The sequence below is a fragment of the Pseudoalteromonas sp. 68 DY56-GL68 genome (assembly GCF_041414825.1).
Taxonomy (GTDB): Bacteria; Pseudomonadota; Gammaproteobacteria; order Enterobacterales; family Alteromonadaceae; genus Pseudoalteromonas.
On record NZ_JAOCZL010000021.1, the window covers coordinates 14,490 to 33,721 of the forward strand.

Genomic DNA, 19,232 nt, shown 5'->3' on the forward strand with positions numbered 1-19,232 from the left:
TATGGACAATGAAGAGTTGGAAATGTTAGAAAACTTAGGTGAATTTAAGACGCTTGTTGAAGGGTGTGAATTCACAAGAGATAAAAGGTTTATTCATATCGATTATAGAGATCATAAAGAATACTACACTTTAGATTCTAGTGGTCGTATCAATGGCTTGGTATATTCAAGGAGGAAAGTTAGTGAGATAGATTGGAATTTAATATCAAGGTGCTCGACGATAAAATCTTTTTGCCTAAGAGATTGTAACTTGACATCTATGCCAGATGAGCTTTCTTTAATGCCGGGGCTTGTTTATTTGTCTCTACCCTACAATGATATAAGTTCAATTGATTTTGACTTTTCAATATTTAAGGAAATGGAAGGCTTAGATTTTACCTCTAATAATCTATCATCTTTACCTGAGAGTATAATTCATCTTAAACGTTTAGAAGATTTAACGATTAATGAAAATAATTTTGATACTATTCCAACTTCTATCTTTAAACTGAAATCATTAGTGTTGTTGTCGATGTCATTTAACAATCTAATGGATATTAATGCAGAGATTTCAAATTTATCAAATTTGTTTTTTTTAAACTTCAATGATAACAAAATAGAGAGCTTGCCGGATGAGATAGGTGCTTTATCTAACCTGAACTTTCTTTTAATTGAGAATAATAAAATTAAAAGTATCCCTAATAATATGTCAATGTTAGATGAAAGTTTAGATATCCTTGGTTTGGTTAATAATCCACTACCAATACCTGATGATTCATTTCATGAATTGACCCCAAAAGAGCAGATTCAAACATTAATATCTATCCAAAAAAGTAAATTAAAAGCACTTAAAGAAGCTAAAATATTAGTTGTTGGTGATGAAAGGGTTGGGAAAACCTCAATTATAAATCGGCTATTGGGGAATCTCCACAATGAAAATGAGGCTAGTACCCAAGGGATTGATATTTCGAAACTAAACTTTAATGGATATGAAGCCCATATTTGGGATTTCGCTGGGCAAGAGTTAACACATCAAACTCATCAATTCTTTCTCACTGAAAGGAGCTTATATCTATATGTTGTGGATGCACAAAAAGAAGATAATCAAGCAAGGGATATACACTGGTTCAATACAATTAAAAGTTATAGTAAAAACTCACCAATTATTGTTGTAGTAAACCATAGTGATAAGAATGTAAATTACCAGTTTGATATTCAACGTTACCATGATGATTTCGAAATAGTTGACGTGATAAAGACTTCTGCTTGTAATTTAAACTCATTGCCAGAGCAAATTAGATATAATCTTGGTGACTCAATCAGTACATTACATGCTTCAATAGAAAGGCAACTCCCTAACTTACCTGGAATTAATAAAAAGTTACCAGAAAACTGGCATGAAGTAAAAAATGCAATGAGCAAATATAAAGAAACACAAAATGTGATCGATAAAAGTGTTTTTGAAAATCTTTGTAATAAAGAAAAAGTATTAGGTGCACCACTGCAAAGTGCATTATTGAAAATTCTCAATAGTATCGGAACTGTTATTGCTTACCCTAATGACTTCAGGCTTAAACTAAATCAAATATTAAAGCCTGAATGGGTTACAAATGCGGTTTATAAAATTGTTAGAACTCCTAGTGAAACTCCAGGTTTATATTCGGAAGAGAAAATATCAGATATTTTAAAAGATGGTTATAGTCATGCCCATCAGCAGTGGCTTATAGATTTGTTAATAAAATTTGAACTTGGGTTTCGCTTGGCTGAGACTTCGGATTTGTTGATTCCTATGCGTTTGCCCTCTGTAATGCCAGAATTCGATCGTCGTCAATACAATCAAGGTTTAAATCTTAGGTTTAACTATCATCGGATTGGGTTACTAAAGCAGAATGTGTTGCCTCAATTAATAGTTAGAATGCATACATATGTAGATGAAAATACGAGCAAATATTGGAGGCATGGCTTATTTCTTAAACATGAAGATTGCTTGGGAGTCGTAATAGCTGATGAACCAAATCAATCAATAGAAGTATTTTTATCGGAAAGGAATGAAAATGCGAGAGTATTACTACAGTGGGTAAGGTCAAATTTAGAAAAAATTGAGCATGCTCAAATAAAATCTAAAGAAAATGAAGCTTTACCCTATTTAGAGGAAGTTGCAATTTTTGATGATGATTGTGAAGTAACCACCGGTTATGTTAGTTATCAAAAACTTATTAGAGCAAATAAAAGAGGTAAAGAAACCGTTGATGTAGAAATAGAGTGTACTGAAACTGGCGAAATTTTGGACATAGAAGCCAGTGTTTCTAAGCTGTTGGGCTTATATAATAAAAAGGTTAATAATTTTACCATTTCGGAAGTTACCGCAGTAATTTCAAAAATACTACTTAGACTTACTGATTTTAAATCAAAAATATTAAATGAAACAGAAGATGAAATAAGTGATAGATTAAGAGAGTCGTTAATTGCTACTGGGTACTATGTTAAGGATCAATCAAGAGGTGGGCTAAGTGGTAGTGGTAGAGGTGTTGGTGAAAGGGATTTGATACTTACTAATGAATATGGGCAGCAAGGGGCTTTAATAGAAGCTTTAACTCTAACAAGCTTGGTAAAGAAAACACTAGTGAGTCATTATAAAAAGTTAATACACAACTATAATACTCAAGGAAATGCTTTCGATTTTTTAATTACTTATGCCAAAGTAAAAAACTTCGGTTACTTTTGGAATAAATATATGACAAATTTTACTAATTTTGATGATGTTTCTGATGATTTTACAAATAAGCATGCTCTTAAAGTTGGTCATTCTCATATTGACGTTGAAGGAATAGATGAGAAAAGAATAATCGTACATATTGTAATTAACTTTGGTATTGCTCATGGAGATGAATAAATCTGTTACTCGTGCATCGGGTTTATACGATAGGTTAAAACATGAAGCTAGTTAAAGTAACGAGTGATCAACTCAACGAGTTAATGGGTTGGTTTAACACAGAGGCTGAGCTGCGTATTTGGTCAGGGCCATTTTTTAATTACCCATTTGATACGCAAAGCTTTAAAAAAGATTTAAACCTAGATGAGTTGAATTCGTTCGCGTTGGTTAATGACGAAGGCCAGATGTTAGGGTTTGGCCAATATTATTTACGTGAAGGTCGTTGTCATTTGGGGCGGCTAGTTATCGCGCCAAGCGAGCGAGGCAAAGGTCTTGCGAAAGTGTTGATAAATCTATTAGGAGAGCAGGGCAAACAGCAATTGAACTGCGATAGCTTGTCGTTGTTTGTATACACCCACAATAACCTCGCTAAAACGGCCTATGAGAAACTGGGGTTTATTCAAACTCAGTACCCAGCTGACATGCCCCTCGATGGCTGTATTTATATGACCTGCTAAGAGCGTTTAAAGCTGCTTTTACGAAATAGATTAGGTTGCCAGCCAAAATGAAGAGCGCCTAATCTTAAAAAAACGGTGACAACTAAACCACCAACAATACACCAGATATAGTCCACCTCTAAAGTAAATAATGCAGCATAAGTAAGCCCGCCAGATAGGCAAGCGGTTGAATAAAGCTCTTCCCCCATTACCAGTGGGACTTCTCGACAGATTACATCGCGCATCAATCCACCAAAAATACCTGTTGTCATACCCATGGTGATGGCAACAACCATATCAGCCCCTTCAATAAGTGCTTTTTCAATACCGATAATATTGAAAATTGCCATTCCTACAGCATCCATTAATAGCATGGTGGTGTTACTTAAATCGGGGAGGTGACGAATTGATAAAATAGACGCGAATATGGCTATGTAAGTTGCGTATAAATAATCTGGTTGGGCTATCCAAAATACCGGTTTGTTAAGCAATATGTCTCGAAGTGTCCCACCACCTATGGCTGTTACCGTGGCAACCACCACTACACCAAAACCACCGACACTTTTTTCATGACCTAGCAAGGTGCCAGAAATAGCAAAAAATGCCACCCCAATAATGCTTAAAAAGTGAAAGTATTCTGATGTCATGCGGCCTCCTTACCTGTTAGTGAGTTAACCCTAGCAAAATGAACTTTATTGGCGCTGAACAGATAAGAAAGTAGGGCGGGTAATGATGTCACCCGCCGATATGGAAATGTTTATTATTTAAGGTAATCAACCACTAATTGCGTCATTGCATTTACGCCAAGCTGTAAGGCTTTTTCGTCTGCAAAAAAGTGTGGTGAATGGTTACTTGGTGCTGTAACTGCATCTTGACCTTTTGGTGTGACACCTAAGAAAAAGAACATGCCTGGTGTTTCTAAGGCGTAGTAACTAAAGTCTTCGGCGCCTGTGATAAGTGGCGTTGTGATCAGGTTTTCTTTACCAACCACACCAGCAAGTGTTGGTGTCATTTTTTTGGTTAATTCAACATCGTTTACGGTTACTGGGTAACCATGGTCAATGTGAACATGCGCTTCTGCGCCACCTGATTCAGCTACCATCTCAGCAGTTTTAGCTAAACGTTTTTTAATGTCAGCACGCATTTCTTGGTCAAAGGTACGAATTGTGCCCACCATTTCAACTTGATCTGGGATGATGTTGTTACGCACACCGCCATTAATGGCACCAAATGAAACCACCGAAGGTGCTTTGGTTACATCAACTTGGCGAGAAGCGATGGTTTGTGTTGCCATAATAATTTGTGATGACGCCACAATTGGGTCAACCCCATTCCAAGGGCGAGAGCCGTGAGTTTGGCGACCTTTTACTGTGATAGTAAATTTATCGGCGCTGGCCATTAGCGGCCCTTCACGAAAACCAATTTGTCCGGTATTTAGCGAGCTGGTTACGTGTAAACCAAATACAGCTTCTGGCTTTTCTTTAAATAAGCCTTCTTTAAGCATAAGCTCCGCACCGCCTTCTTCACCATCTGGTGCACCTTCTTCAGCAGGTTGGAAAATAAACAGAATATCCCCCGCGAGCTCTTCTTTTATTTTGACTAAAGACTCAGCGGCCGCCATTAAAATAGCCACATGATTATCATGACCACAGGCATGCATTACGCCAACGGTATTGCCTTTGTACTCAGTTGTTTGGGTTGACGCGAAGGGTAAGTCTACTTGCTCTTTAACAGGTAGTGCATCCATATCAGCGCGCAGCGCAATAAGCGGACCTTTTTTGCCCCCTTTCAGTTTGGCAACCACACCGGTATGAGCCACACCTGTTTGAACCTCAAGGCCTAACGAACGTAAATGCTTCGCTACATATTTGGCTGTTTCAAACTCACGGTTACTAAGCTCTGGATATTGGTGTAAATGACGGCGCCATTTAATGACTTTTTCACTGACGCTTTTATTTGCAGATTTAAGCTCAGTATTAATATCACTAGCTAATGCAGGGGTCGAAATCGCACTGAGTAGTAGGCTGGTAGAAAGTAATTTGTTTAACATCCCGTATCCTTTTATTATTTGGATATCCAAACAACCTCAAAATACTAGTTTCAGTTGGAATTAAAAGCGATTTAGGTAAGGCATTGATTGGAAGTAATAAATGTTCTATTGTTAAAACCATTAACGCAGTATAAATCGCTTTTAAACCAACCCTTTGGGCGCTTCACAGGCACTTACTCTCATCGTTGTTACTTCCTAAAAGGGACTGCCATTCTTGCAAAGTAACGCCTTGATATTAAGCACCTGTGAAACGCTGAATTCTGCATTTTGAGATGGCTTGGATATATGCACTACATCAATGTAAAGTATAAAGCTTTGAATGAACAGGAACAGGCGCTAATAAATCAAGATAATTGGTTTGGGCAGCGCACACAGAACTTTAAAGATAGCCTACTTAAAAATGCTAAATTAATCACCTTAAATGCAGGTGATGCATTGTTTTTGCGTGGCGATGAAAATACCGGTCTGTATTGTGTTATTAATGGCGTGCTTAGAGTTTCTGGGGTTAATAGCCAAGGCAAAGAAGCGGTGCTCAGTTTCGTAAGCAGTGCTATGTGGTTTGGTGAGGTTGCTTTGTTTGATGGGGGTAGACGCACTCACGATGTGTATGCGCAAACTGCGGTACGGCTTTTACACGTTCCTGAGCGGGCATTAAGCCAGTTATTGCAAGAGCATCCCGCTTATTGGCATGATTTTGGGCTGCTGCTTACCAATAAAGTGCGCAACTTGTTTGACTCATTAGAAGATCACGCACTCCTCACGGCAAAGCAAAAGGTGAGTAAGCGGTTATATATGCTTTATCAGTCATCAATGCAAAACTCTTTGCCGCTCACCCAGCAACAACTTGCCGATATGACCTATTTAACACGGCAAACTATTAATCAAATTTTAAAATCTCTACAAGCTGATTCAGTTATTAATCTTAAATATCAATCGATTGAAATAATTAATATAGATAAATTGCAATCACAGTGCTGATTTGGAACTAAAATTGCAACAAAGCAGCAATCAAGCTTAAACGGAAGACAGCGTGTGGCAATTACATTTCATAATCAGTACAACCCTTATCATTACTCTGGCACTAAAAATAGTGAGACGTCGCTCACTTCATTACAAGCAAAACCCATGGCGCAATCTTCTTCAGATGCACAACAGTTGTTAAGAAAACATACAGAGCCAAGCTCATTTTTGGACACAGCAAAGGAAGCGCTTGTTTATCAGCGTTTAGGTGTGGACAAAGAGAAAATTGATGAAATTAAAGCGCAAATAGAAAAACTTGCTGAACAAATGCAACAACAAGGCGCAGATATGAAAGCCCTGCAAGAAAAAATAGAAGAGTTACAATCTATGCTAGAAGAGGAGTATCAAAAAGGACGCGATCGAATGGACATGCAATCAGACGCTGAAAAGGGCAAGGTTATCGATGCACTGGTTTGATGTGTAAGTTAATGCCGGTTCGTCAAATGTCGGCTAGTTGACATTCTTTGCGGTGAATTATCTGCTAATCTGAACTTTGAACACAGTTTTGGCAGGAAAAATAATGAAAACATTAAAACAACAATTAACAAATTACGCCCTCTACCACCGCTCAAAACGCAATATTTACACTCACTTTATTGGTATCCCATTAATTGTGTTTGCAATTATTTGTTTATTGCAACGCGTCACGCTTACCTCTGAACCTGCTGTTATCTCCTTGGCAACCGTGGTGATTGCACTCACTTGTCTTTATTACTTATTACTTAGCTTATCTATGGGGTTAATTATGGCTGTATGCTTGAGTTTGTTGAGCATTGCTGCTGATCCTGTGGTGTCGCTTTCAACAGAGTTATGGCTAGCTGTGAGTATTGGTAGTTTCGTTGTTGGTTGGGTATTTCAGTTTATTGGTCATTATTTTGAAGGTAAAAAACCAGCTTTTGTTGACGATTTAATTGGTTTGGTAATAGGGCCTTTATTTGTATTAGCAGAGTTCTTGATTATGCTTGGCTTTTATAAAGACATTGCTGATCATATCGAACAACATGCTGGGCCTAACAAAGCATAACAACAATAATAAGGAACACACATGCAATTAAATGGTAAAACAGTTTGGGTAACAGGGGCATCTTCTGGAATTGGTGAGGCACTTTGTGAGCAACTGGCAGCAAAAGGGGCTACGCTAATACTGTCTGCCCGTAATGAGGAAAAACTCAACGCTCTTAATACTAGACTTGGCGGTAATCATCATGTGGTCGCCCTTGATTTGGCGAAACCTGAAGCTTTACTTGAGGATATGCCGGCGGTGATTGAGCAAATTGGCCGAATTGATGTACTTATCAATAACGGTGGAGTGTCGCAGCGTAGCTTATTTTTAGAAAACGAATTTACGGTTTATCGCCAACTAATGGAAGTGAATTACTTTGGTTTAATTGCCTTAACCAAAGCCGTTGTACCACAGATGGTGAAGCAAGGTATGGGTATGGTGGTCTCAATTAGCAGTGTGGCGGGTAAAGTCGGTTCAAAGTTCAGAACTGGTTATTCGGGTTCTAAATATGCGGTCGTGGGTTTTATGGATTGCTTAAGAGCAGAATTAGCCGATAAAAATGTGAATTGCCTGACAATTTGCCCTGGATCAATTAAAACAGCCATTGCGCATAATTCGTTAGATGGCCAAGGTAAGCCGCAAAATAAGCCAGAGCAATCAATCGAAAATGGCATGGATGTCGCAAAAGCCGCTGCAAAAATGATTAAAGCCATTGAAGCCGAGAAAGATGAGGTTGTGATTGGTGAAGGAATAAGTGGTCTAGCACCGACCATCAAGCGTTTTTTCCCAAGCTTTTTTAATCGCCTCACAGCAAAAATGAATTATCGATAATTTATAGTCATTAGTTAGTGAATGATTCTTAGTAAACAATGTGCAGCTTAGGTTGCACGTTTTTTGTACCAAACGGTCGAATTATTATCACTTTAATCGATAAAAGGCACTAGTTTGCTATGGTTAAACAGGGATGGATTAGCATACAATGGGGTAAAAGTAGTCCAAACAAGAGAGAACAACAATGGCCGCATTTGGTACTGTATTTATGCCACAAATGATCCAAGCACGTTTTGCTGATAACTCATGGAGTGAAAGCGCGCTGGTCCCATCTGATAAAATCGAATTACATGCGGGTGCTCACGTATTACATTACTCAAGCACCTGTTTTGAAGGATTAAAAGCATTTCGTCATGAAGATGGCACGGTCTATATCTTTCGTATGGATGCTAACATCGCGCGTATGAAACAAAGCTCTAAGTTACTAAACTTACCTGACTTTGACGAAAGCATGCTTGAGCAAATGATTAAAGACATTGTAAAAGAGTATGCAGACGAAACACCGACCCCTCCGGGGTCTATGTATATTCGCCCTACGCACATTGGTACAGAAGCAGCGATTGGTAAAGCGGCTGCGCCGTCAATGAGTTCACTACTGTATGTATTACTTTCGCCAGTGGGTGATTACTTTGCTGGTGGTGCAACGGCACTACGTGTATTACTTGAAGAAGATGGCATGCGCTGTGCGCCACATATGGGTATGGTGAAAAGTGGTGGTAACTACGCAAGTGCATTAGGTCCAATCTTACAGGCTCGCTCTGAGCACCAAGCAGACCAAATTTTATTCTGCCCAGGTGGCGATGTACAAGAAACCGGTGCTGCAAACTTCATTCTAATTGATGGGGATGAAATCATCACAAAAGCACTTGATAGCACATTTTTACACGGTGTAACGCGTAATAGTATTTTAACAATTGCGAAAGATTTAGGTATGACCGTATCTGAGCGTAATTTTACTGTGTCTGAGTTGCTTGAAAGAGCCGCTAAACCAGGCACTGAAGCTGCATTATCGGGTACCGCTGCGGTACTGACGTCGGTTGGCACGCTTATTCATAATGACCAAGAGTTTAAAGTGGGTTCGGGCGAACCTGGCGAAAAAGTCGCAAAATTACGCCAAGCATTGAATGATATTCAATGGGGTAAATCAGCGGATAAACACGGCTGGTTAACAAAAGTATAATTGAGCAGTAAATATGGAAAGCCACGTAAATTGCGTGGCTTTTTTGTTTTTACATTGGTTTACAGCTCTACCCGTGTTTAGGCGCAAATTACTAGACATTAATGGGTATTAACTTTATTTTCATTTTGTTAATAATGACTAACAAGTAAACCTATTATGATCAAGAAAACGCTTGCATGTGCGATTGTTGTTGCACTGGCGGGGTGTGGTGAATCAACCCCAAAAAATACAGAACAAACTGTAAAAACTGCAGAGGTAAAAGCTGCTGTGAATTATCCAGAAACTAAAAAAGGCACTGTTGTCGATGAGTACTTCGGTGAAAAAGTGGCTGATCCGTATCGTTGGTTAGAAGACGATATGAGTGACGAAACAGCCCAGTGGGTGAAAGCCGAAAATGACGTCACGTTTTCTTATTTAAAAAATATCCCTTATCGTGATGAGCTTAAAACCACGCTTGAAAAGCTGATGAACTATGAAAAAGTCACAGCACCATTTGAAGAGGGTGAGTATACCTACTTTTATAAAAACGATGGTCTGCAAAATCAATATGTGGTGTATCGCAAAAAAGGCGACTCAGAAGCTGAGGTGTTCTTAGACCCAAATACTTTTAGTAGCGACGGCACAACCTCAATGTCGGGCTTAACCTTCACAGAAGACGGTACGTTAGCAGCTTATCAAATCTCTGAAGGCGGCAGTGATTGGCGTAAAATTATCATTATTGATACAGCGACAAAACAGCCAATTGAAGAAGCATTAGTCGATGTGAAATTTAGTGGTATTGCTTGGCTTGGTAACGAAGGTTTCTATTACTCGAGCTACGATAAGCCAAAAGGAAGTGAGCTGTCTGCGAAAACAGATCAACATAAAGTTTATTATCACAAATTAGGCACAGCGCAAGCTGATGACCAATTAATTTATGGTGGCACAGAGGCACAAAAGCACCGTTATATTGGCGCAGAGGTAACTCGTGATAATCGTTATTTAATTATCGCTGCTAGTACTTCAACTTCAGGTAATAAACTGTTTATCAAAGATTTAACTAAGCCTGACAGCAAGCTAGTGACGATTTTAGATAACACAGACTCAGATACTTCTATAATTGATAATGAGGGCTCGAAACTCTATTTAGTTACTAACTTAAACGCACCAAATATGCGTGTAGTGACAGTCGATGCCGCTGATCCAAGCCCTGAAAATTGGCAAGATTTAATCCCTGAAACTGACAATGTGCTTAGTATTTCAAAAGGCGGTGACTACTTCTTTGCTAAGTATATGGTTGATGCGATTTCGCAAGTAAAACAATACGATAAATCAGGTAAACTGGTGCGCGATATCAGCCTACCAGGTGTGGGCACTGCATATGGCTTTAGCGGTAAGCACGATGCAGAAACTCTGTATTACTCATTCACAAATTACACCACGCCAGGTAATACCTATTCGTTTGATGTTGAATCAGGCAAGTCTGATGTGTATCGCAAGTCGGGCGCTAAATTTAATAGCGAAGACTATATTTCTGAACAAGTATTCTATAAATCAAAAGATGGCACTAAAGTGCCGATGATTATCTCATACAAAAAAGGCACGGAACTAAACGGTAAAAACCCAACTATTTTATATGGTTATGGTGGCTTTAACGTGAGCCTAACACCAAGCTACAGCCCTACGGTTGCAGCATGGCTTGAGCACGGTGGTGTGTATGCGGTAGCGAATATTCGTGGTGGTGGTGAATATGGCAAAGAATGGCATGTGAATGGTACACAGCTTAAAAAGCAAAATGTATTTGATGACTTTATTGCTGCTGCTGAGTACTTAAACGAAAAGCAATACAGCTCACCTGATTACTTAGCGGTACGTGGTGGTTCTAATGGTGGCTTATTAGTCGGTGCGGTTATGACACAGCGTCCTGAGCTATTTAAAGTTGCGCTTCCTGCTGTGGGCGTATTAGATATGCTGCGTTACCACACATTTACAGCGGGTGCTGGTTGGGCGTATGACTACGGCACCAGTGAGCAAAGTAAAGAAATGTTCGATTACTTAAAAGGCTACTCACCTGTGCATAATGTTAAAGCGGGTGTAAGTTATCCTGCGACTTTAGTGACAACAGGGGATCATGATGACCGTGTGGTGCCTGCGCATTCATTTAAGTTTGCTGCTGAATTACAAGAAAAAGGTGCAAAACAAAACCCGTACCTGATTCGCATTGAGACAAATGCAGGGCATGGAGCGGGTACTCCTACTAGCAAGGTTATTGATATGTACGCTGATATTTATGGTTTTACACTTTATAATATGGGTGTAAAAAGCCTTTAGTAAACAGGTAATGTGGCTAAACAATCACACCGAGCAATTGCTCGGTGTGATTGTTTGAGTTAAGACACTTACAAATCGATACCCAACGCGAATATCATTTTATAATCTTCTTTTTCTGGCACGAGTCCGTTTTCATCAGCAATTGGCTCAGCTAGATAGTCCCATACGAGTGACACATCAAAATCGATATCTTCGGTGATTTCAGTTTCAAAGCTGGCCATAGCATACTGAGAATCTCCGCCTGAATCGGCATCAGCGAATAAGTAACGATAGTTAAATGTAAAATCTATTTTTTTCGTTATTTCATGCTCAAAATTAGTGCCAAGAAAATACGACATAGATGAATTACTTTCGTCTTCATCAACCGCCACAGTATCAAATTGAGTTTTCTGAAATGCTGGACCTGTAGAAAAGTCCCACTCAGTTTTATCTGTATCCATGACATAATAACCAACACCCGCACCTATAGTGTATTTATTGGCAATATTTTGAAATGGGTCACGGTAATACTCAAAGAAAATAGGGCGAAAATACATTTTTTGTGTGTAAAACCAGTCGAATGTCCCATTGGCCCGAATGTTATTTTTAGTGACTTCATTGTCATTGGTTGTGCGATAACCTAAAAACTCAGCGAGGAAACGACTCGAAGCAGTGCGGCGTTTTATATCAGCTTGCGCAGAGTATTCTGTTTGGTCAGTATTACCGCGTGATAAATTAGCGCCGAGCGATATTTTAACTGTCCATGCACTTAACTCACTGTCAATCGATGGAGCAATCGACACAAGGTCGTTATAGCGGTATTTGGCAGGAGAATCACCAACACGTACATAACCACCTGAAATATTTAAACTACCGCTAAGTTCATGACCATCATTAAAACGTACCGTGTGGTGGCGTTCAGATATAATCATGTAGACATCTTCGCGGTCTATAATTTGTGTATCGAGTATGTCACTGTCAAACTCAAGTTCTTTGTCATACATTGATATGAGTTCACCCTTGAGCCACTCGCCTGAATTTAAGCGGATCCAATCAAACTTTGAGGCATCTTTAATAATAATCTCGCGCTCTTTAAGTAATGGGTCGGGAAGGGGGTCAGTGCTATAGCTCATTGGGGAGTGAGCTAATATGGCACTAAGTAGTAAGTATCGTTGAAGCATTATTGCAATCCATGTTCATTTAATGCGTGAAAAGTTTGTTATTTAGTTCTAATTACTTAAGACTAGACCAACTTTTAGGCACACACAAAAAATGATTAACTAACAGGAAGAAATAATCGTTGATAGGTCTTATATGCGTATTCATCACTCATTCCTGATAAATAATCACAAATAATGCGCATTGAGTTTTCTTGCTTATCATGAGCATTCAACCACATTTCTTGGGTTGTTTCGGGTAGCAAACGCATAGGGTCACTAGCAAAAGCACTGAACAGTTCAATCAATAGATTTTGTCCTTTAAATTCAACTTGCTGCATTTTGGGTTCACGAATTAAGCGTTTAAACACAAAATGCTTTAAAACATTGAGAATTGCTGCAAACTCATCAGGTAAGCTGACTGTGTATTGCAATATTTCAGATTCAAAATCAGCGTTTTGAACTACTAACTGAGCATTAATAATAAAGGTGTTAACCAGCTCTCCGATGGCATCTTTGCGCTCATACTCGTATTCTGAAAATAGCCGATTGGTTATTGAACTTAAGTGCTCGTTTAACCAAGGTGAATTTAGGGCTTCTAATTGTAGTTGAGCGTGATTAAGCCAATCTGAAAGGGTAAGCACTTCTGTCGCTATGGCATCTTCGAGATCGTGCACGGCATAGGCAATGTCATCAGCCAACTCCATAATGGCAGCGTCGAGTGATTTATAATGGGTTCTAGCTCTAAATTCATCGGCTTGGTAATGACTAGACAAAAGCTTTTTATCATCGTCTGACAGGGGGGCGATTATCCAGTTAAATATATCTTGATCATCTTTATATAACCCTTTAGCAGGGCGCCAATGATCTGCTTTTATAAAGCTTTTTTTTTCACTTAAAGGTGGAACTGTATGCCATAAATCATCAATAAACGCAGGGTATTTGATAAACCCAAGTAAAGTGCGGCGTGTTAAGTTCATACCAAAACCATTACTATATGGTTCCAGTTTAGAGACTATTCTTAATGTTTGCGCATTGCCTTCAAATCCACCATTTTCACGCATCATAAAGTTAAGGGCTATTTCCCCACCATGTCCAAAAGGGGGATGGCCTATATCATGAGCTAAACATAGAGTTTCAAGTAAACTTGCACTGGGAAAATGTTTAAAATTAGCGTGTTGCGTTTTTAAATGTCGAAGTAGGCCGCTGCCAATTTGCGCAACTTCAAGAGAATGTGTAAGGCGAGTTCGGTAAAAATCATTAAGGCCAATGCCCATTATTTGCGTTTTTGCCTGTAAACGCCTAAATGCGGCTGCGTGTATGATACGCGATCTGTCTACTTGCCACGCAGAACGGTTATCATTTGGGCGATATTTTTGTTGATCAATAATACGGGCTTGCCAATATTGGCACATAAAAAGAACCTTGTAATTACTCGCTCAGGTGCCTTTTAGTATACGCAAGCACTTGAAAAATGCGAGCTAATTACTTGAAGCTCTAAATAAATTGTAAAGCTAATAAGTAACCTTTTTAGTGAAATTCGCCAAAAAAAATACCCTTTGATATAATTCGCTTTTATGTGTGCGTGACGTTGCCGCACAGAGTTGTTGTTTACTTGAGAGAATACATGCTTAAATACCTTTTTCGAGGCTTACTTACCGCTTTCTTTACCTGGGCATTACTTTATCCATTTATAAATACAGACCATGTTGTTGAAGGCGTAGAACAATCAGACAGCACAAAAAAAGGAACACAACGTGTACAAAAAAAAGAGAAACCTTTACATAATGTAAAGCTGCCTGACTTTTCGAGCTTTACAGATGTAAAAGAAAAAAAGCATGCTTTTTTTGATTTTATTCGTCCACACATTGAAGCTGAAAATAAAAAGATCTTACAGCAACGTGCAACGTTAGAAATTGCCCGCATGATGCTTGAGTTTAATGAGCCTTTATCTAACAAGCAAAAACAAGATATTAAAAAAATCTTAGCTAGCTACAAGTTATCTAACTCACTGGATGTTTTATCACTTACACGAGCATTACGGCGTGTAGATATCATACCAAAAGAACTTGCACTTATGCAGGCTGCAAATGAGTCAGCTTGGGGAACATCTCGCTTTGCAAGAATTGGCTTAAACTTTTTTGGCCAGTGGTGCTACAAAAAGGGCTGTGGCATGGTTCCTCGACGCCGTGCAAATGAAGCCGCACACGAAGTTACTGCATTTAAGTCTGTGCGTGCAGCAGTCAGTTCTTATTTTAAAAATATTAATACCCACGCAGCATATTCAGATTTACGCTCAATTCGCGAAGACTTGCGACGTCAGCAAAAACCTATTGAAGCGACGAAGCTAACACACGGGTTGATGTCATACTCTGAGCGTGGTGAAGCGTACATAGAAGAATTAAACACAATGATTAATCAAAACAGAGCATACTTTGATGAATAAAACGTTTTCATGGTTGAAAGTAATTGGCACTGTTGCGGCTTTAAGCTTTTCAAGCTTCAAGGTCGCGGCGAGTGAGTTTGTTGTAGCTTATGATGGTTTTTATGACCGCTTAAAAGTGGTCAATAAAGGTGAATTTCAATATGCACAAGTGAATTTCTATTTAACTGATATTGCTAGCAATGAAGTATGTACAATTAAATCAGGAAAAATCATAACTGAACAGCAGGAGTTTGATCTAACTTATACTGAGCAAGCGCAGCTTTTACTGCCTTTTGATAAACAGTTAGATACTGACAAAGCTGTGATTGTGGTACAGCCTATGAATCCTAAACATGATTGTCAGCTTAAGTTACAGATTGAGGCAACACAACTGGATGAGTTTATATTAACAAAAGCGAATCTATTTGCTCTTGACCAAGAATTTGATGAACTACTCTCCGACCTTTCAGGTTTTTTTGTGAGCAAACTAATGTGGTTCCTGTTACCTGAACAAAAAGGCGTTGTGTTGAAGTTTGATAGCACAGATGCAATGTCGGCAGAAGGAGTAAGCTGTAAAGAAAATCGCTGTTTTATTAATGTTACTGACGACTGGGAAGGGGATGAAACTCGTCTAAGTAATAATGGAGCGTTATTAAGTGCAACTCCTTGGATTGCGAAATAATATTTGGCAGTGCACATTTGCCAGCATAGTTAACTTTTCAAAAAAGGATCTTAACAGGTCCTTTTTTATTGATTTTAAACCACTATTTAAGTATTTAATATGGCAGTTGTTAATAGCTAACATGCTCAAATAAATACAATAAAGCGTGTTATATAAATTGATTTGATGAATAAGGAAGTTCGAATGTATATCAATGAGGCGTCAAAACTCACAGGGGCAACACAAAGAGCTATAAGACTCTATGAATCAGTCGGGCTACTAACTGTTTCTCGCCGAGGGAAGTATCGAGTTTATAGCCAAGAAAATATTCATCTAATCAAACTAATAAAAGAGGCTCAAACTCTGGGTGTTGCCTTGTCAGATATGGTTGCTTTAAAGGGAGAAAATGAGGATTTTGATTGGCAGGCAGTCAGCCATTACCTCATTCAAAAGCAAGCTCTAGTTGAAGAAAATATAAAGCAGCTTGAACTCCAAAGACAGCGTATTAAAAATTACCGAATTTCAATTGATAAGTGTATTCAAGAACTTGACTCTCACCCTTAGGTGAGAGTTTACACTGTATCCTTACTGTAAATGGATATATAAGTGTATGAAAAGAATATTAGTAATTAATGCAAACCCTAAATCAACGAGCTTGTGTAAATCTTTAGCAGAGCAATATGCCGCTGTTGCCATAAAAAAACACGATGTGAAACAAGTTCATATCGGGGATTTGAATTTTGCAATAAATTTAGCAGAAGGCTACGATGAAGTGATAGAGTTAGAGCCTTGTTTAGCTGATCTGCAAAAGAAAATCCTTTGGGCCGAGCATATTGTGATAGTTAGCCCTGTTTGGTGGGGGACCATGCCTGCTAAGTTTAAAGGGGCGATTGACCGAGTTTTTTTACCAGGCTTTTCGTTTAAATATGTTGAGGGTAAATCAATACCGCAAAAGTTATTAAAAGGCCGTACATCAGAGTTGTTAGTAACCTTGGATACCCCCGTTTTTTGGTACAAATACATACAAGGGAATGTCATCTATAAAAACTTTAAACATTGTATTTTGGACTTTTCAGGAATTAAAAATAAAGCCACCACATACTTTGGGCCCGTTATAAACTCCAGTAGTGATAAAAGAAAAGCGTGGCTTAACAAAGCAGCTCAATTAGGAGCGAAAGTGAATTAGACGATTTGTGTTTTCTAAAATTAAAAAGGAGAGCGAATGGCTCTCCTTTTTAGCATAATGAATAGAGTTGCTTAGCTTAAGTTAATTGTTACTACGTTATTTTCCTGTTCTTGTTCAAGTGCAGGCTGTTTTGGGATATCAGGCTTATCTAGAGCGATATCACCGCCATCAATTACTTCACCGGTTTGAAGGTCTTTAAAGTTAAATAACGCATTGTCAGCTAGGTGTGACGGTACAACGTTTTGCATTGCTGTAAAAATACTTTCAATGCGGCCTGGGTGTTGTTTATTCCACTCTGCAAGCATTGCTTTAGTGTGTTTACGTTGTAAATTTTCTTGTGAACCACACAGGTTACAAGGAATGATAGGAAACGCCATACGGTCTGCATATTTTTCAATATCAGTTTCTTTACAATAAGCAAGTGGGCGAATAACCATGTGCTCGCCATTATCACTCATTAATTTAGCAGGCATACTCTTTAATTTACCGCCATAGAACATGTTTAAGAAAAGCGTTTCAATCATGTCATCACGATGATGCCCAAGGGCTATTTTGGTTGCACCCATCTCTTTTGCTGTACGGTATAAAATACCACGACGAAGGCGCGAGCAAAGCGAGCAGGTTGTTTTACCTTCAGGAATAATATCGGTGACAATACTGTAGGTGTCTTCTTCAACTATTTTGTATTCAATACCAAGCTTGTCTAGGTATTCGGGTAACACATGTTCAGGAAAGCCTGGTTGCTTCTGATCAAGATTGACTGCAAATAAGTCAAACTTAATTGGCGCAACGCGTTGCAAATGTTGCAGCGTATCCAATAGAGTGTAGCTGTCTTTACCACCGGATAAACATACCATGATACGATCGCCTTCTTCGATCATGTTAAAGTCCATCACGGCTTGGCCGGTTAATCGACGTAAGCGTTTTTGTAACTTATTAAAGTTATATTGCGCTTTAGCTTCTACTGAGTGAGACACTACGCCCCCTTAAAAATACATGGGTAAAATAAAGGGGCGTATTATATTGGAAGCGCGGGAAAACAACAATTGTTAGTTACCCTTTGCACGGTTAATTATTTTGCAAGAGGGCTAATGTAGCCATCAGGTTTAAGTGCTAATACATCGCAATCAAGACTATCAATTACATGCTCAGCTGTGTTGCCAACGAGGGCGGCGCTCAAACCTGTGCGTCCTACCGTGCCAATAACAACTAATTCGCTGTTTAGCTTAGCGGCAACATCAGGAATAACATCTTCAGGTAAACCTTCTTCAATATGACAGTGTTCTTCACTAATTGAAAAGCTCTTTGCAAGCGATAAGGTTGATTCAAAATGATGTTTCTTTACTGATTCGTTATAAACGCCTGGGTTGAACTCGGGGATTTCAATGGCAATGTTTACCGGCGTTGCTGGGTAAGCATTAACAAGATTGAGCTGCGCATTTGCGAGTTCACAAATAAAGCGGGCGTCATTTATGATACGTTTATTTAGCTCTAGATGTTGTTCATTTTCAGTTACGGCATTAACGGCAGCTAAAATATTGCCCTGAGCCGGCCACTCTTTTTCTTTAACGAGTAATACAGGGGCAGGGCACTTACGAATAAGATGCCAATCAGTGGGAGTGAAAATAACCGATTTTAGAGTGTCGTGTTCATGTGTGCCTTTGACGACAAGATCAAATCCATCATTAATAACAGTATTAATAATCGCTTCGTAAGGGCGATTATGCCAAACAACACACGACTCTATGCTAAGTTCAGGGTAGAGTGCAATTTGCTCATCTAACCAGACTTGCCTATCTTTGATAACAGCTTCGCGCATGGCTTCTCGCTCATCACTAGAAAGCATTGTGGTCATTTCATAAGAAAAATCATAGATACTGAGGAATGCGGTGATGGTGGCGCCAGATTTTTTGGCCAAATCAATTGAACGGCTTAAGCCATGTTGATGTTCTTTAGTTGGGTCTATAACTGCTAAGATTCGTTTAATTGCGTCCATGTGCTGCTCCTTAACTGTTCCGCAAAAAGTATACGTTGAGTGTAACCTATATTTAGAACAGTTAAAGGGGCAAGCCAGATAAAGTT

At 38.9% G+C, this 19,232-nt stretch carries 17 protein-coding genes and 1 pseudogene; 12 read left to right on the forward strand and 6 right to left on the reverse strand.

The window, feature by feature from the left end; all coding sequences use genetic code 11:
* Position 1 precedes the first annotated feature (1 nt).
* Together NYF15_RS14455 and NYF15_RS14460 are read left to right on the forward strand one after the other, a co-directional pair.
* Positions 2 to 2,872 carry a COR domain-containing protein gene (locus NYF15_RS14455; protein WP_371353923.1) on the forward strand — a complete coding sequence of 957 codons (2,871 nt, stop codon included), beginning with the start codon at positions 2 to 4 and terminating at the stop codon, positions 2,870 to 2,872.
* Positions 2,873 to 2,913: 41 nt separating this feature from the next.
* Positions 2,914 to 3,369: a GNAT family N-acetyltransferase gene (locus NYF15_RS14460; RefSeq protein WP_371353924.1), complete on the forward strand. Its 456-nt coding sequence runs from the start codon at positions 2,914 to 2,916 to the stop codon at positions 3,367 to 3,369.
* Here NYF15_RS14460 and NYF15_RS14465 read toward each other — a convergent pair.
* Together NYF15_RS14465 and NYF15_RS14470 are read right to left on the reverse strand one after the other, a co-directional pair.
* The gene (locus NYF15_RS14465) at positions 3,366 to 3,995 is read right to left on the reverse strand and encodes a trimeric intracellular cation channel family protein (RefSeq protein WP_062569289.1); all 630 of its coding nucleotides are present in this window, start codon (positions 3,993 to 3,995) and stop codon (positions 3,366 to 3,368) included. The genes NYF15_RS14460 and NYF15_RS14465 overlap by 4 nt on opposite strands.
* A gap of 113 nt (positions 3,996 to 4,108) precedes the next feature.
* Positions 4,109 to 5,398 carry an amidohydrolase gene (locus NYF15_RS14470; RefSeq protein ID WP_371353925.1) on the reverse strand — a complete coding sequence of 430 codons (1,290 nt, stop codon included), beginning with the start codon at positions 5,396 to 5,398 and terminating at the stop codon, positions 4,109 to 4,111.
* Positions 5,399 to 5,683: 285 nt separating this feature from the next.
* Between NYF15_RS14470 and NYF15_RS14475 the strand changes: the two genes are divergently transcribed.
* From NYF15_RS14475 to NYF15_RS14500, 6 genes and pseudogenes are all read left to right on the forward strand, one after another.
* On the forward strand, positions 5,684 to 6,376 hold the full coding sequence (locus NYF15_RS14475; RefSeq protein ID WP_371353926.1) for a Crp/Fnr family transcriptional regulator: 693 nt from the start codon (positions 5,684 to 5,686) through the stop codon (positions 6,374 to 6,376).
* Positions 6,377 to 6,430: 54 nt separating this feature from the next.
* Positions 6,431 to 6,835, forward strand: coding sequence for a hypothetical protein (locus tag NYF15_RS14480; protein WP_371353927.1), 405 nt, complete (start codon positions 6,431 to 6,433; stop codon positions 6,833 to 6,835).
* A gap of 103 nt (positions 6,836 to 6,938) precedes the next feature.
* On the forward strand, positions 6,939 to 7,442 hold the full coding sequence (locus tag NYF15_RS14485) for a DUF962 domain-containing protein (RefSeq protein WP_130150069.1): 504 nt from the start codon (positions 6,939 to 6,941) through the stop codon (positions 7,440 to 7,442).
* 21 nt (positions 7,443 to 7,463) lie between these two features.
* Entirely contained in the window at positions 7,464 to 8,252 is a 789-nt protein-coding gene (locus NYF15_RS14490; protein WP_130150068.1) for an SDR family oxidoreductase, read from the forward strand.
* A 178-nt stretch (positions 8,253 to 8,430) separates the two neighbouring features.
* A pseudogene (locus NYF15_RS14495) lies at positions 8,431 to 9,432 on the forward strand (branched-chain amino acid aminotransferase); the annotation flags it as partial.
* A gap of 156 nt (positions 9,433 to 9,588) precedes the next feature.
* Entirely contained in the window at positions 9,589 to 11,742 is a 2,154-nt protein-coding gene (locus NYF15_RS14500; protein ID WP_371353928.1) for a prolyl oligopeptidase family protein, read from the forward strand.
* A 68-nt stretch (positions 11,743 to 11,810) separates the two neighbouring features.
* Here the strand turns inward: NYF15_RS14500 and NYF15_RS14505 are convergent, their stop codons facing one another.
* The gene (locus NYF15_RS14505) at positions 11,811 to 12,902 is read right to left on the reverse strand and encodes a YdiY family protein (RefSeq protein WP_371353929.1); all 1,092 of its coding nucleotides are present in this window, start codon (positions 12,900 to 12,902) and stop codon (positions 11,811 to 11,813) included.
* A gap of 95 nt (positions 12,903 to 12,997) precedes the next feature.
* The gene (locus NYF15_RS14510; RefSeq protein WP_371353930.1) at positions 12,998 to 14,293 is read right to left on the reverse strand and encodes an anti-phage deoxyguanosine triphosphatase; all 1,296 of its coding nucleotides are present in this window, start codon (positions 14,291 to 14,293) and stop codon (positions 12,998 to 13,000) included.
* A 212-nt stretch (positions 14,294 to 14,505) separates the two neighbouring features.
* Between NYF15_RS14510 and NYF15_RS14515 the strand changes: the two genes are divergently transcribed.
* The 4 genes from NYF15_RS14515 to NYF15_RS14530 all read left to right on the forward strand — a co-directional run bounded on the left by NYF15_RS14515 (position 14,506) and on the right by NYF15_RS14530 (position 17,150).
* Positions 14,506 to 15,324, forward strand: coding sequence for a glucosaminidase domain-containing protein (locus tag NYF15_RS14515; RefSeq protein WP_130150064.1), 819 nt, complete (start codon positions 14,506 to 14,508; stop codon positions 15,322 to 15,324).
* Complete coding sequence (locus NYF15_RS14520; protein ID WP_371353931.1) at positions 15,317 to 15,985, forward strand: DUF2987 domain-containing protein; 669 nt, start codon at positions 15,317 to 15,319, stop codon at positions 15,983 to 15,985. Before NYF15_RS14515 ends, NYF15_RS14520 begins: the two co-directional genes overlap by 8 nt.
* 183 nt (positions 15,986 to 16,168) lie before the next feature.
* Positions 16,169 to 16,528: a MerR family transcriptional regulator gene (locus NYF15_RS14525; protein WP_062569278.1), complete on the forward strand. Its 360-nt coding sequence runs from the start codon at positions 16,169 to 16,171 to the stop codon at positions 16,526 to 16,528.
* Between the two features lie 46 nt (positions 16,529 to 16,574).
* Positions 16,575 to 17,150, forward strand: a complete 576-nt coding sequence (locus NYF15_RS14530) for an NAD(P)H-dependent oxidoreductase (protein WP_130150061.1) — start codon at positions 16,575 to 16,577, stop codon at positions 17,148 to 17,150.
* A 71-nt stretch (positions 17,151 to 17,221) separates the two neighbouring features.
* Here the strand turns inward: NYF15_RS14530 and ttcA are convergent, their stop codons facing one another.
* Entirely contained in the window at positions 17,222 to 18,127 is a 906-nt protein-coding gene (gene ttcA / locus NYF15_RS14535; RefSeq protein WP_130150060.1) for a tRNA 2-thiocytidine(32) synthetase TtcA, read from the reverse strand.
* A gap of 95 nt (positions 18,128 to 18,222) precedes the next feature.
* A complete protein-coding gene (uspE, locus tag NYF15_RS14540; protein ID WP_371353932.1) occupies positions 18,223 to 19,146 on the reverse strand; it encodes a universal stress protein UspE in 924 nt (307 codons plus the stop codon).
* Between the last annotated feature and the right edge of the window lie 86 nt (positions 19,147 to 19,232).